At 69.7% G+C, this 13485-nt stretch carries 16 protein-coding genes; 6 read left to right on the plus strand and 10 right to left on the minus strand.

Going from position 1 to position 13485, the window contains the following annotated elements:
• Positions 1 to 611 precede the first annotated feature (611 nt).
• The gene (locus tag AO398_RS15485) at positions 612 to 1133 is read right to left on the minus strand and encodes a DUF2244 domain-containing protein (RefSeq protein ID WP_058193021.1); all 522 of its coding nucleotides are present in this window, start codon (positions 1131 to 1133) and stop codon (positions 612 to 614) included.
• Positions 1134 to 1153: 20 nt separating this feature from the next.
• On the opposite strand from AO398_RS15485, the gene nth reads away from it, so the two are divergent.
• Both nth and purC read left to right on the plus strand, forming a co-directional pair.
• On the plus strand, positions 1154 to 1945 hold the full coding sequence (gene nth / locus AO398_RS15490; protein ID WP_244498790.1) for an endonuclease III: 792 nt from the start codon (positions 1154 to 1156) through the stop codon (positions 1943 to 1945).
• 210 nt (positions 1946 to 2155) lie between these two features.
• A complete protein-coding gene (purC, locus tag AO398_RS15495; protein WP_082643291.1) occupies positions 2156 to 2950 on the plus strand; it encodes a phosphoribosylaminoimidazolesuccinocarboxamide synthase in 795 nt (264 codons plus the stop codon).
• A 6-nt stretch (positions 2951 to 2956) separates the two neighbouring features.
• Here the strand turns inward: purC and AO398_RS15500 are convergent, their stop codons facing one another.
• From AO398_RS15500 to AO398_RS15515, 4 genes are all read right to left on the minus strand, one after another.
• On the minus strand, positions 2957 to 4579 hold the full coding sequence (locus AO398_RS15500; protein WP_058193023.1) for a glycosyltransferase: 1623 nt from the start codon (positions 4577 to 4579) through the stop codon (positions 2957 to 2959).
• 10 nt (positions 4580 to 4589) lie between these two features.
• On the minus strand, positions 4590 to 6470 hold the full coding sequence (locus AO398_RS15505; RefSeq protein WP_201025776.1) for a glycosyltransferase: 1881 nt from the start codon (positions 6468 to 6470) through the stop codon (positions 4590 to 4592).
• A 154-nt stretch (positions 6471 to 6624) separates the two neighbouring features.
• A complete protein-coding gene (locus tag AO398_RS15510) occupies positions 6625 to 7257 on the minus strand; it encodes a hypothetical protein (protein WP_058193069.1) in 633 nt (210 codons plus the stop codon).
• Positions 7258 to 7280: 23 nt separating this feature from the next.
• Positions 7281 to 7787 (minus strand): invasion associated locus B family protein, encoded by a 507-nt coding sequence (locus tag AO398_RS15515; protein WP_058193024.1) that lies wholly within the window; start codon positions 7785 to 7787, stop codon positions 7281 to 7283.
• A gap of 224 nt (positions 7788 to 8011) precedes the next feature.
• On the opposite strand from AO398_RS15515, the gene AO398_RS15520 reads away from it, so the two are divergent.
• Positions 8012 to 8386, plus strand: coding sequence for a hypothetical protein (locus AO398_RS15520; protein WP_058193025.1), 375 nt, complete (start codon positions 8012 to 8014; stop codon positions 8384 to 8386).
• Positions 8387 to 8411: 25 nt separating this feature from the next.
• On the opposite strand, the gene AO398_RS15525 is transcribed toward AO398_RS15520, so the two are convergent.
• From AO398_RS15525 to AO398_RS15535, 3 genes are all read right to left on the minus strand, one after another.
• The gene (locus AO398_RS15525) at positions 8412 to 9158 is read right to left on the minus strand and encodes a SprT family zinc-dependent metalloprotease (RefSeq protein ID WP_058193026.1); all 747 of its coding nucleotides are present in this window, start codon (positions 9156 to 9158) and stop codon (positions 8412 to 8414) included.
• 94 nt (positions 9159 to 9252) lie between these two features.
• The gene (locus AO398_RS15530; RefSeq protein WP_058193070.1) at positions 9253 to 9795 is read right to left on the minus strand and encodes a prepilin peptidase; all 543 of its coding nucleotides are present in this window, start codon (positions 9793 to 9795) and stop codon (positions 9253 to 9255) included.
• 147 nt (positions 9796 to 9942) lie between these two features.
• Entirely contained in the window at positions 9943 to 10107 is a 165-nt protein-coding gene (locus tag AO398_RS15535; protein ID WP_058193027.1) for a Flp family type IVb pilin, read from the minus strand.
• Positions 10108 to 10406: 299 nt separating this feature from the next.
• Between AO398_RS15535 and AO398_RS15540 the strand changes: the two genes are divergently transcribed.
• The 3 genes from AO398_RS15540 (at position 10407) to AO398_RS15550 (ending at position 12402) form a co-directional block, all read left to right on the plus strand.
• Complete coding sequence (locus AO398_RS15540; RefSeq protein WP_058193028.1) at positions 10407 to 10901, plus strand: pilus assembly protein N-terminal domain-containing protein; 495 nt, start codon at positions 10407 to 10409, stop codon at positions 10899 to 10901.
• A 124-nt stretch (positions 10902 to 11025) separates the two neighbouring features.
• On the plus strand, positions 11026 to 11673 hold the full coding sequence (locus AO398_RS15545) for an RraA family protein (protein ID WP_058193071.1): 648 nt from the start codon (positions 11026 to 11028) through the stop codon (positions 11671 to 11673).
• 51 nt (positions 11674 to 11724) lie between these two features.
• On the plus strand, positions 11725 to 12402 hold the full coding sequence (locus AO398_RS15550) for a metallophosphoesterase family protein (protein ID WP_058193029.1): 678 nt from the start codon (positions 11725 to 11727) through the stop codon (positions 12400 to 12402).
• A gap of 46 nt (positions 12403 to 12448) precedes the next feature.
• Here the strand turns inward: AO398_RS15550 and AO398_RS15555 are convergent, their stop codons facing one another.
• Both AO398_RS15555 and yihA read right to left on the minus strand, forming a co-directional pair.
• Complete coding sequence (locus tag AO398_RS15555) at positions 12449 to 12829, minus strand: DUF423 domain-containing protein (protein WP_058193030.1); 381 nt, start codon at positions 12827 to 12829, stop codon at positions 12449 to 12451.
• Positions 12826 to 13479, minus strand: coding sequence for a ribosome biogenesis GTP-binding protein YihA/YsxC (yihA, locus tag AO398_RS15560; RefSeq protein ID WP_058193031.1), 654 nt, complete (start codon positions 13477 to 13479; stop codon positions 12826 to 12828). Before yihA ends, AO398_RS15555 begins: the two co-directional genes overlap by 4 nt.
• Positions 13480 to 13485 lie beyond the last annotated feature (6 nt).

Here is a 13485-nt window from a genome sequence, read left to right on the forward strand (position 1 = left end):
TCTGGCCGATCACGTAATTCTCAGACGGAGCCTCACAATCGATCCCGCAGCGCTTCACAGCGCGACGAAATCGGTGAGCTCAAAAAGAGATCCGACGATCGGCACTAGTCTCTCACTTGTCGAAGCCAAAGCTCCGACCGCAAGGACAAACGCCGTCCGCGTCTCCCTTCCTCAAATCCAACAATGTCAAAGACCCAGGCGAACCGGTGACCGGCCCGCCATCGACAGAACGACGATCCGGGCCAAAACCCCGATCACCCGCTTGTCCGACTGGGAGAACCGTGATACCGGCCCGACCATCCGGTCGGCCGCCTCAGCGGTGGAGGGCGTCTAGAGCCCGCCGATCCCCCTGTCAACCCCGCTGCCGAACCCGCCGAAGCGAACCCGACCCCGAAGCCAGCATCGGACAAAAACAGACTATCGCCCGGCAAACCCGCCGGCCAATCGCCGATCCTGTCAGAAGATGCCTCAGCGCCCGGTCCACTTCCGCGGCCGGCGCCGATGAACAGGGGTATACGCAGGCGCCCCGGGCCCGTCAACCGGGTTTGTGCGGTGCGATCGTTTTTTCTCGCGCAATCGCATGACGGGCCTACGACAGCCCCCTAACGCGCTCAGTAGCCCTTCTTGACCTGAGCCAGAGCCTGCCCGAGCCCGTGGGCGATGCGGGCGCGCTCATCCGGATCGGCATCGCGCGCGACGAGCGCCTGCTGGCGCCGAGAGACCAGAGTGACGCGCTGCAGGCCGTACTCGTCGTCCTCCACGGTCACGATCTTGGTCCAGAGCGGATTGAACCGCCATTCGTGCCGCACGCCCTTATGGCTGACCCGGGCGAGCAGGATCTCGAGCTGGGAGATCATCACCTCCTCGAAGGACCGCCCGCGCCGAAAGCTGACCTTCAAGGCCGCGTAGATCGCCAGCATGTCGAGGCCGAAGAAACCGGCGACCGGCCAGAACCCCATCCGCCAAGCCCAGACCGAGACGGTGAGCGAGACCAGGCAGCACCCGGTCATCACGACGCGAAAGCCGAGGCGGCTCAGGGATTGATGCGGCCGGATGGTGGCCGAGAAGACCGGCCGGTCGATCGTATCCGGATCGAGCCCGTAGGGATGGACAGAAGGATTGCCGCTCGCCATGCGATCCATATAACGCGCGGATGCCCGCCAGAAAGACTCCGCCTCCGGTAAAGAACGTGCCTCGACCGCGTGCCGCAGGCGGCGCCGTCGGATCCGTGAAAGGCGTGGCCTCCGGGCAGCTCGGCGGCTGGATCACACCGGCCTCGACCGCCCCTGTCGAGACCGCGCCCGAGGCCGTGGATGCGGGGACACTCACCGAGATCTTCCGGCGCTTCCACGCGGCCGAGCCCGAGCCGAAGGGCGAGTTGCACTATGTGAACCCGTTCACCCTTCTCGTCGCCGTGGTCCTATCGGCCCAGGCGACCGATCGCGGCGTCAACCTCGCCACCGGCCCGCTCTTCGCGGTCGCCGACACCCCGGAGACGATGCTGGCGCTCGGCGAGGAGAATGTCCGCAGCTACATCCGCACGATCGGGTTGTTCAACACCAAGGCCAAGAACGTCATCGCGCTCTCGCGCATCCTGGTCGAGCAACACGGCGGTGCGGTGCCCGCGAGCCTGGAGGCGCTCCAGGTGCTACCCGGAGTGGGCGCGAAGACAGCCAGCGTCGTATTGAACATCGCCTTCCAGGTGCCGCGGATCGCGGTCGATACCCATATCTTCCGGGTCTCGAATCGGATCCCTCTGTTCGTCGGGTCCACCACCGACAAGGTTCAGGCGGGCCTGGAGGCGATCGTGCCGGAGCCCTACCGCCTGCACGCCCATCACTGGCTGATCCTGCACGGGCGCTACACCTGCAAGGCGCGCAAGCCCGAATGCCCCCGCTGCCTCATCGCGGATCTCTGCCGATACCCGGCGAAGACCGCCGCGTGATCGGGTGAGGCGTCGGGCTCGGAGGCACGTCCGGACCCGCGCCCGCAATCCCGCCCTGCGGGCTAACGCGTTGTGCTGGAAGCCCGGTTCGGCTAGTTTCAGGGGCAGTAGCCGGGCCCTCGGGCAGAGGCCGTCCGGTTGCCCGACCTTCGCATCCGGTCGCCGCGCCGCGGATTCCTCACACTCGTCGCGCATCAGGAGCCTCGGCCCATGGACTTCCTCAAACCACGGTACACGCCTATGAACCGCCGCCGTCGCATCTACGAGGGCAAGGCGAAGGTCCTCTACGAGGGGCCCGAGCCCGGGACGCTCATCCAGCACTTCAAGGATGACGCCACGGCCTTCAACGCGAAGAAGCACGAGATCATCGACGGCAAGGGCGTGCTGAACAACCGGATCTCGGAATTCGTGTTCCAGCACCTCAACGATATCGGCGTGCCGACGCACTTCATCCGCCGGCTGAACATGCGCGAGCAGCTGATCCGGGAGGTCGAGATCATCCCGCTCGAGGTGGTGGTGCGCAACGTCGCGGCGGGCTCGCTGGCGACGCGGCTGGGCCTGGAGGAAGGCACCCAGCTGCCGCGCTCGATCATCGAATTCTACTACAAGAACGATGCGCTCAACGATCCGATGGTCTCGGAAGAGCACATCACGGCGTTCGGCTGGGCGACGCCCCAGGAGATCGACGACATTATGGCGCTGGCGATCCGCGTCAACGACTTCCTGTCGGGCCTCTTCCTGGGCGTCGGCATCCGGCTCGTGGACTTCAAGATCGAGACCGGCCGCCTGTGGGAAGGCGACATGATGCGCATCGTCGTGGCCGACGAGATCTCCCCGGATTCCTGCCGGCTGTGGGACATCAAGTCCTCGGACAAGCTCGACAAGGACCGGTTCCGCAAGGATCTCGGCGGCCTGATCGAGGCCTACACGGAAGTCGCCAAGCGGCTCGGGATCATGTCGGAGAACGAGAAGGTTCAGACCGGCGGCCCGCGCCTGGTCCAGTAGGACCGCTCAGGCGGGCGTCCGGCGCACCATCGCCGGTCCTGCCGCTTCCCAAAAACCCGCGCGCAGACGTGCGTGGGTCGAGAGGTCCGGGTCGAAGCCCGGGTGATAATGGGGGTCCTGCGCCAGCAGCGGCCCCCATCGCCTTTTGAGCGCCGCGATCTCGCGCTCGTGGCGGGCGCGGGCCTCCGGCGTCCAGCGGCGGCTCGCCGATTCGCGATGGTGCAGCACGGCCCCCGGCACCAGCAGCGTGCGGAGGCCGGCCGCGTTCAGGCGCAGGCACAGGTCGACATCGTTGAAATCGACCGCGAAGACGGCATCGTCGAAACCGCCGACCGAATGGAATTTCTTGGCCTCCACCATCAGGCAGGCGGCGGTGACCGCCGAGACCGCATGGGTGGCGCGCAGGCCCGCCAGGTAGCCCGGCGCATCCGCGGGGAAATGGCGGTGCGCATGGGTGACCAAGCCGCCGGTGCCGAGCACGATGCCGCCGTGCTGGATCCGCCCCTCGCCATCGAGGAGCTTCACGCCGACCGCGCCGATCTCCGGGCGCAAAGCCTCCCGGGCCATCCGGGCCAGCCAGTCGGGCCGGAACGCCTCGACGTCGTTGTTGACGAAGACCAGCAGTGCCCCGCGGGCGCGGGCGGCGGCGGCGTTGTTCATGGCGGCGAAATTGAACGGCCCGGGACAGGGCACGACGCCCCCCCTCCCCTCTCGCTCCAGGGTCTTGAGGAAGGCCAGCGTCTCCGGCTCACGGCTGTCGTTATCGCAGACCAGGATCTCGAGGTTCGGCCAATCGGTGCTGGCGGCGAGGCTGTCGAGACAGGGGCGGAGCAGGTCGAGGCGATCGCGGAGCCGCACGATCACGCTCACCAGCGGCCGCGGATCGGGCAACGGGTGCTCGACCTGCAGCAAGCCGCCCTCGCCCGCCATGATGCGGCTTCCAGCCCGGCCTGTCCGGTCGAGATGGCGGCGCAAGGCGTCGCGATGGCGGTTGCGCCCCCCCTCCCCTGCCGACGACACAGGGTCGACCGGATCGCCACGCCGGATCGTCAGGATCTCGGGGAGGTGGCCGATCGCGGAGGCGCCGTGACGCTCGGCGATCTGGAACGCGGCGTCGGCGGGGCCGTTCGGCTGGGTTTCCGGCGCCAGGGCTCCCGGCCGGCAGGCCAGCAGGGGCGCGAGGTAATCGACCGCCGCCAGCAGCTCGGGATCGAAGGCCGGTGGCAGCAAGGGCCGGACCGGACCGCGCGGATGGTCCTGGATCAGCGCGTCGCCGTAGATGGCCTGAAGTTCGGGATCGGCCGCGAAGGCGTCGGCGATGCGGGCGGCCGCGCCGGCGACGAGAAGACCGCCACCGAACAGCCGGAAGCCGTCGCCCGGCCCGCCCGGCGCCGTCGGGAATCCGTCGAGGATTTTTGGCGGCAGAGCGAGCCGGTGGTCGATGCCGATCAGGGCCGCCAGCTTCTGGCGAGATCGGAGGCGTTTCCCCTGGAGCCGCGCCGCCAGGATCTCGACCGTCGCCCGGGGTCGGCCCAGGAGCGCACGCAGCACGCCCGGCAGCGCGTGCCGGGGGCGACGCGGGATCCCGAGTTGCAGCATCTGCGCGAGGCCCACCACAGGCTCCGTCATCGGCGTCGCGTCATTCGAGATCCTCGCCGAAGGTCGTGAGCGACAGGGCGGGATGGTAGTACGGATCGTGGCGGATCACATCGCGCCAGCGCTCGGAGAACCGGGCGGCCTCTTGCTCGAAGCGGGCGCGCTTGGCGCCGACCGAGGGGCCCCGGCTGACGGATTCGAGATGGGCCAGCGTCGCGGCCGGGGTCCAGACCGTCTTCCAGCCGGCCGCAGTGAGGCGCAGACAGAAATCGACGTCGTTGAAATCCACCGGGAAGGCCTCGGCGTCGAAGCCGCCGACCGCGAGATACTTGTCCCGGGCGACGGCGAGGCAGGCGGCGGTCACGGCCGAGACCTCGTGGGCCACGCGCAGGCGGCCGAGATGGCCCGGCGTGTCGCCGGGGCGGCGGCGCAGGATGTGGCCCGCCCGTCCGCCGAGGCCGACCACGACCCCGGCATGCTGCAGGGTGCCGTTCGCGTAGAGGAGCTTTGCGCCCACAGCGCCGACCTCGGGCCGGATCGCCTGGCGGACCATGGCGTCGAGCCAGCCGGGCTCCAGCACCGCCACGTCGTTGTTGAGCAGCACCACCACCGCGCCGGTGGCGGCGGCGACGCCGTCATTGACCATGGCGGCGAAGTTGAACGGACGCGGATCGATCAGGATGCGGACCCGCGGGTCCCGGCGCAGCGCTTCGTAATGCGCCAGCACGGCCGGATCGGTGGAGCCGTTATCGACGATGATCAGCTCCAGATCCGGGTAGTCCGTTTCGTGCAGCACGCCCCGGCAGACCCGCGCGATCAGGTCGAGGCGGTCCCGCGACGGGATCACGATGCTGGCCTTCGGGGCGGGATGCGGCAGCGTCCAGTCCAACTGGACGGCGCCGTTGCGGAGCATCGCCCCGATCGGGGCCGCCGAAGCCTTGAGGCGCGCGTCGAGCGCCTGCGCCCGGGCTGGTGGGTCGAGACAGTCGCCGGTGGTGCGGGCGAGGACGCGCGCGACATGGGCGCCGCGTGCACCGGCCAAAATCGCGGCGGTCTCGATCGCCAGGATCGCCTCGGCCATCGGCCCGACCGGTTCGGCAGGCAGCCGCGCGAGCAGGGCACGGGAGAACAGCGCGGCGCGGCCGACATAGCCGGTCGCCAGCGCGAGATCCGGGCTCCAATCCGGCTTGAGCCGGGGCCGGTCGTCGGGGCCGAGCGCGTCGCCATAGGCGAGATCCGCCTCCGCCAGGGCTGGGGCCAGCAACGCCAGCGCGTCGGGAGCCGGAATGTCGCCGGCCCGGAGCAGGCACAGGGCGTCGGCCCCGGCGATCAGCGCGGCGGGAGGCGCCTGACCATCCCAGCGCCGGTGCTCGGCACGGCGATCCGGCAAGGCGGGGAGCGCATCGGCCCAGGCGACCGCGATGGTCCGGGCAGAATGGCCCTGCGCGTCGAGGGCATCGAGCGTCGCGGCGAGCAGGGCTTCCTCGCCGGATCGGGCGAGGACGAGGCAGCGGATCCGCAGATCGCTCGGGACGATCCGGATCGGGCGATTCCGCGATGCCGCCCAGAATCGGTAGTGGCGCAGGGGCGTCACCGCGCAGGCGCCACGCAGCGTATCGCGGTAGCGCCGCTCGGATCCGCGGGCGCGTTCGTAGAGAGCCGCGACGCAGCGCCAGGGCCGGCGCAGCAGGCATTGGGCCAGCACCGAAACCTCCCGCCGGGCCCCAACCCGCTCCAGCACTAAGCCGGGGCCGGCCGACAGGCGGATCTCCCGGGCATCCGGGGGGATCAGGCCGAGCCAATGGGCGGCCCCCTGCGCCGCACCCGGCAGGATGAAATCCTGCGGGGTGCCCTCGGCCCCACGGAGAACCCGCAGGATCGGCCGGCGCGGCGGTGCGCCCGGATCGCCGGCATAGCTCAGCACGAGCCAGCCGACCGGGTGGTCGGGCAGGACGAGGCGGCGATCGAAAACGGGATCGTCGGTCGGCTCGAGGCGGAACCGCGTCGCGCGGCCGAGCCAGGCAGCGTGTCCGGCTGTTCCCGTCAGCGGAGTCGGATCGACGAGACGCGCCGCGGCATCACTGGGCAGCGTCGCCTCCGCTGGCGGGCTCCGCGGCCACCGCCGGCTTCCTGCGCCGCGCCTTCTGGGCGGTCTTCCCGCCGGCGCCCTTGCCGCTGCCGACACCGACGGTGATGTCATAATCCTCGGCGACAGCCGCGGGCACCGTCAGCGCCTCGGCGACGATGGTGGTGAAGCCCTGCGCTTCCCCGGGGGCGACCACCACGGTGGAATGCTCGACACGGCTCGCGACCACCTTGCCCTCGTGGAGGATCTGGATCGTCACCGGCACATCGAACCGACCGGGAGCGCCCTTCGGCCCGAGAAGGACATTCGCCTCGACACCGACCTTCACGGTCACCGAACCGTCCTGGCGGCGGGCGCATTCCCGGGCCAGCCGGCCGACCGAGAACTGGGTGCGCACGTCGCTCCCGGCGAGGACGCGGTACGCCGCGCCGTTCTCGGCCACCTCGACCGGCGGGCAGTAGGGCGGATCGAGGCTCTGGTTCTGCGACGGCGGCACCGTCGTACCGCCGAACTTGAACAGGTTGGAGAGGACGTTGCCCTCCTCCGCGCGCGCCGGCCCGGCCGACAGCGACCCGGCGAGGATCAGGCCACACAGGCCCAGGACCAAGTCACGACCTCCGATCATCGCACGGCTCCCGAGCGGCATCGTCATTTCAAGCTGTCGAACCCGGCCGCGAAGCCTTTCATCGAGAGCGGAATGCCGACGCCCTCCTCGGGTGTCTGGAACACGATGAAGGTCGCCTGCGTGCCGCCCTTGAACTGGCGGATCAAACCGTCATCCATCACCACCTCGGCGACGCAACCGGTGGTGAGGCAGCGCACGAAGCCGGCCCGGCCGACATCGGTCTGGTCGATCTTCAGGCCGAGGCCGGAGGGGAGGAGCACGCCCAGCGGCGCCACCACGCGCAGCAGATAGCCGCGGTTGTCGGCGGTCTTCAGCACGATCACCACGAGGGTGAGGTTGGGGCGGTCCTCCGCGGCCAGGTACTGCACCAGCGCGCATTGCTCGGCCTTGGCGCCGGCCGGCGTCTCGCAGCGCAGCTGCCAGTCGTCGAAGGTCTTGCGCACCATGCCCTGGGCGGCAGCCGGCCCCCCGCCGGCGAGCCCCAGTGCGGTGAGGGCGAGGGACACCGGCAGCGCGACGCGCCGGACCACGCGCCGAAAACGATCGAGCCTCGCGTGAAGCGGCACCACCGAACCCTTCGGAACGCCACCGCCGAGGACCGGCGGGGCCGTAAAATCGGGGGTGTTCCGACCATGGCCGGCCCTGCGCTGTCAAGCGATGCCGGCTCCGGTGTTGCGCCTGGACGCTACCCGGGGGTTGCAGAACGGCCTAAATGAAGGGAGCTTTTCCTCCAGCGCAGGATCCCGAAGCTGTGATGCGCCTGTCCGCCCTCTCGGCCGCCTGCTTGATGGCCACCCTCGCGCAGGCCGGGGCGCAGTCGCTTCCGGTCGGCGAGACCACGTATGTGGAACACTCCCTCAACCACTCCGACACGCTGATCGTCGAGCACCCGCCGGTGGCCGTGAATCCGTATGGCGGACGCAACGGCCAGGCCGCGATCGCCGGCTATTGCCGGGAGGGCGGTCTCGTCCGCCGCCGTGACGCCTTCGGAAATCCGGTGATCATCCGCCAGCGCGAGGTCTGCGACAGCGTGGCCCCCCGCACGTTGGAGCCCGGCCAAGTCGATCCCCGGCCGGTCTGGCCGGGCGAGGCCGTGACGCGCCAGAAGGTGCTGCGCGCCAAGGGTTGAGCGGGACGGGCCGAACCCTGCCCGGTCAGCCGTAGCGGTGCAGGCTGGTGCCGTTGCGCTTCAGCCACGCCTCGGCCGCGTCGACATTCGGGCAGAGACCGTGCAGCAGCGCCCAGTACCGGGCCGAGTGGTTCATCTCGCGCAGATGCGCCATCTCGTGGGCGACGAGGTAATCGAGCACCATCGGGGGCGCCAGGATCAGGCGCCATGAGAAATTCAGCTCGCCCCGCGCCGTGCAGGAGCCCCACCGGCTGCGGGTATCCCGCAGGGTGATGCGCAAAGGCCGCTGGCCCAGCAGCGGCACATAGCGCTCCACAGCCTCCGCGAGATCCCGCCGCGCCTCGCGGGTGAGGTAGTCCCGGATCCGGCGCGGGACATGCGCGGTCTCGCAGGACACCGAGATGACCGGCTCCCCCTGTCCCTCCCCCACCCCGGCCTCCACGCGCACCGCGCCACTGCGCGTGTCGCGCAGATGCACGCGGTGCGGCGCGCCGCGCAGCGGCAGGATCGCGTCGGGCGCGAACAGGATGCGCTCGGGTACGCGGGCGAAGCGCGCCGCGATCCAGCCGGCGTGACTCGCGGCGAAGCGCTGGGCGGTGTTCACCGCGGTGCGGCTCGGCAACGTGATCACGACCTCGCCGGTGGCGGCCGAGACCCGCAGGGTGATCCGGCGCGCAGTGGGGCGACGGCGCAGCGCGATCTGGAGGCTGGCTCCCTCGTGCTGGACCTCAAGGTGGTCGGGATCGGGACGACGCAGCAGCGCGAACGACATGGTCTCGTTCTAGCCGGCCCGGAACCGGCGCTCCAGATCTTGACCGTGGGAATCGTGGCCGTTCTGGCATGCAGCTTCGCGACGCGCGGCCGCGTCAGCCGGCGAGCGCCCGGGCCCAGACCTCGGTCTCGGGCATCACAAGCAGGGCCGCCGCGGCCAGGGCGATCCCGTAGGGGATACCGGTCTTGGCGTCATGAAGATGCAGCGCAAACGGCAGGCGCGCGACGCGCTGCGGCAGCGGATAGGAGCGGGCCGCCAGGATCGCCAGGGTCAGCGCCCCACCGAAGATCGACGCCACAAGGAGGTAATCGCCCAACCCGTCGAAGCCGAGCCACAGCGCCGTGGCGGCAGCCAGCTTGGCATCGCCACCGCCGATCACCCCGAAGGCGAACAGCGTGAAAGTGACGGCCAGGACGACGGCTCCGGCGCCGAGGTGAAACCCGATCTCGGACCAGCTCATCGGGCCGGTCACGGCGAGCAGGGTGAATCCCGCAACGAGGGCCAACGAGATCCGGTTTGGGATCAGCATCGTCAGCAGGTCGCTCGCCGCCGCGTAGGCCATCAGGAATGGGAACAGCACCAACAGGCCGAAACCCGCCGTGCCGAGGCTTGCAATCGCCGATCCTGCGCCAACCATCTCGGGACCAACCTTATCCATGCTCGACGGGGAAGCGGCTCGGGATCGAGGCCGCTGCCGAGCGGTGGATCCGGCCGGCCGAGACCCCATCGCGGGAGCGATGGAGCCTCGAACCTGCCGCAGATCCTGACCGCTTCGAGAACCCGATCAGTTCAGGTTGCCGGCGATCGCGCTGAACTTGGCGGTGAGCGAGGTGCCGACGGTCTTCAGCGCACCGATGATGACGACGGCGATCAGGGCGGCGATCATGCCGTACTCGATCGCGGTGGCGCCGGACTCGTCCGAGGCGAAGCGCGAGAACAGGGTCTTCATAAGAGGCGATCCTTCGATCAAGAACTGGTAGCGTGGACGTTGTGAGATGACCGACGAAGATTTCTACGTCTCGATCGGCGGCCTTTGCAGAGTGTCGGATACGCCTTGAAATTCGGTTAAATCGCGCTTCGATCAAAGTTCGGACCCGAACCGCTCCGAGCTTAGTGAAAGATCGGTTTCACCACTGCCGAGCATTGGCGCTGCTATCTCATGCTTAGCGGTTCCTTCACCGATCCCGGATTACCGCTGAGGCTTCAGGCGTCGCCACGCGCAGGCGCCAGCTGCTTCCGAGAAACCCGATGCGCCGCACCCTGTCGAATGGGGCCCGAGCCGGCCTCGTCTTCTTGCTGACGGGGACCGCGGTCGCGGCCGCCCAACCCGAGCCGCTGCCCATCGTCACCGTGCTGGTGGACAATGCCAAGGTGATCCGCCTGCCGGAGCGGACCGCGACCGTCATCGTCGGCAACCCGATCATCGCCGAGGTCACACCGCAGAAGAACGGCGTGCTGGTGCTGACCGGCAAGAGCTTCGGCTCGACCAACCTGATCGCGCTCGATACAGGCGGCAGCCTGATCGCCGAAACGATGATCCGGGTCGAGGCATCGCGGGACTCGACCATCACGGTGCAGCGCGGCCTGGATCGGGAATCACTGTCCTGCACGCCGAACTGCCAGCCGGCGGTTCAGCTCGGCGACTCGGCGAACTACTTCGGCACGACCACCGGCCAGGCCGATGCACGCCGCAAGCTCGCCACCGGCGCCGGTGCGGCAGGCCCCCAAGCCGCGGATCACTGAGCCGGCGCCGCCCCATCGACCGCCGGATCGGGACCGCGACATCGGGCTGATCCTGGGGCAGGATCCATCTCTGGCTCGATCGGACGAATCCCGCCCGGCCCGCCGTCAGGGAGGTTCCTCGCCGATGCCTGCCGTCACGCACAATCCGCCGCCGCCCGCCGTCGATCCCGATGTGCTCTCCGCATTCGAGGACGTTTCCACCGCGACGATCAGCGATTGCCTCGACCGGATGCCGGTCCTGCTCGGCCTGCGCGCCTTCCACCGGCGCGGCCGGCTGCTCGGCACGGCTTTCACGGTGCGGGTGCGGGCCGGCGACAACCTCGCGATCCACCAGGCCTTGGAGCAGGTCCGTCGCGGAGATGTGATCGTGGTCGATGGCGGCGGCGACACCAGCCGGGCGCTGGTCGGCGACATCATGAAGGCGATCGCCGAGAGCCGGGGTGTGGCCGGCTTCGTGATCGACGGGGCCGTGCGCGATACCGATGCCTTCGCCGCGTCGGACTTCCCCTGCTACGGCCGCGCTGCGACGCCCCGTGGACCGTTCAAGACCGGGCCCGGCGCGATCAATGTGCCGGTCAGCATCGGCGGCTGGACGGTGAACCCAGGCGACGTCGTGGTGGGCGACGCCGATGGCGTGGTGACGTTCCCGCCCGCACTCGCGTCGCGCTTGATCGAAGCCGTACGCGCGCAGGCGGCCCGGGAGGCCGAGGTGCTGGCGCTGATCCGGGCCGGCCAATACGACGGCCGCTACGCCCGAGAGGCGAAGGGCTGAGGATCCAGCGGGACGCCTTGCGGATCGGGCGCCGCCCGTGGACGATGCCGCATGGACTCCCAGACCCTCACCTACGCCATCGGCGACATTCACGGTTGCGCCGACCTGCTCGACAGCCTGCTGGAGCGGATCGCCGTCCATGCCGGGGACCGCGCCCACCGGCTGGTGTTCCTGGGCGACTATATCGACCGCGGCCCCGACAGCGCGGCGGTGCTGCGAACCCTCAGCCGCCTGCACTGGGCCGAGCCCGAGCGCGTCACCTGCCTGATGGGCAATCACGAGCGCATGCTGCTCGACGCGCTGCTGACGCCGGACGCCGCGCGGCACTGGCTCTATCATGGCGGCGAGGAGACGCTCGACTCGTTCGGTGCGCGGGATCTCGGCGGCCTGCCACGGGACACCCTCGACTGGATCGAGGCGCTGCCGACCCTGCACGAGGACGCGGCCCGCTGGTACGTCCATGCCGGCCTCCCTCCGGGCACGGCCGCGCCGGACTCGGACGCGCATGACCGCCTCTGGATCCGGGAACCGTTCCTCGAGGGGGATCACGATTTCGGCCGGCACGTAGTTCACGGCCACACGCCCCAGCGCGACGGCCGCCCGGAGGTCCGCCGGTTCCGGACCAACCTCGACACCGCCGCGGTCTATGGCGGCGCGCTCACCGCCGGGGTCTTCTCCGACGCGCAGGGGCCGGCGCTTGAGTTTTTACAGGCTCGGACCAAGAGCTAGCGCATCGTCCCGGTAGGTGAGACGGCTTTCACAACAGGACGATGCGCTAGACGCGGCGCACCGGCACGAGAGCGCCCAGGATCCCGGCGAACCAGCCCCCCATCAGGGCGAAGCCGCCGATGGGCGCGGCCATCGGGAAGAGCGGGTGCTGCAACCAGGCTCGCATCGACAGGTCGCCGCAGAACAGGATCAGGCCGAGGACGAGGAGGCCAGACGCCAGCCGCATCAGGCCCGGTCGGGCCAGGCCGGCGGCGGCGAACCCTGCAAGGGCTAGGATCGCGGGAGCGTGGAACAGGAGAAATTGCGCCGCGGTCTTGAGCGAATCCGCCCCGGGAATGTGCGCCGCCGCGGCGCTGAGCGCGACGCCGAGCAGCCCGGCGAGGCAGGCGAGCGCCACCAGCGCGCGGTCGATCCCAAAAAACCTCACGCGCCGCGCTCGACCAGAAGCTTGGCGACAGCCGCGCGCAGCTCGGGCACGCCGAGATCGTCCCGGCTGGAGGTGAGGATCACCTGCGGGAAGGCCGCCGGCCGCTTGGCCAGCCCCGCCTGGATGCCGGCGATTCGGCTCGCGACTTCGCCCTTCTTCAGGGAATCGGCCTTGGTGAGCACCACCTGATAGCTCACCGCGGCCTTGTCGAGGCCGTCGAGCACGTCGGTGTCGATCGACTTGAAGCCGTGGCGGGCGTCGATCAGCATGAACACCCGGGCGAGGTTGGCCCGGCCTTTCAGGTAGGCATGGATCAGGTTGGTCCAGGCCTCGACCTTGGCCTTCTCCACCGCCGCGTAACCGTAGCCCGGCATGTCGACCAGCGACAGGCGGTCGCCGATCCGGAAGAAGTTGAGCTGCTGGGTCCGCCCCGGCGTGTGCGACGTGCGCGCCAGTGTGTTGCGACCGGTGAGCGCGTTGATCAGGCTCGACTTGCCGACATTCGAACGCCCCGCGAAGGCGATCTCCACGCCCTCCATGGGCGGAATCCGGTCGAGCACCTGGGCAGCCGCGTAGAAGTCGGCGGCGCCGGCAAACAAAAGGCGGCCGGCCTCCAAGAGGTCGGCCGCGTCGTCGTTGGTCTCGGTCACGGCTTT

Source organism: Methylobacterium sp. GXS13, from assembly GCF_001455965.1.
Classification (GTDB): domain Bacteria; phylum Pseudomonadota; class Alphaproteobacteria; order Rhizobiales; family Beijerinckiaceae; genus Methylobacterium.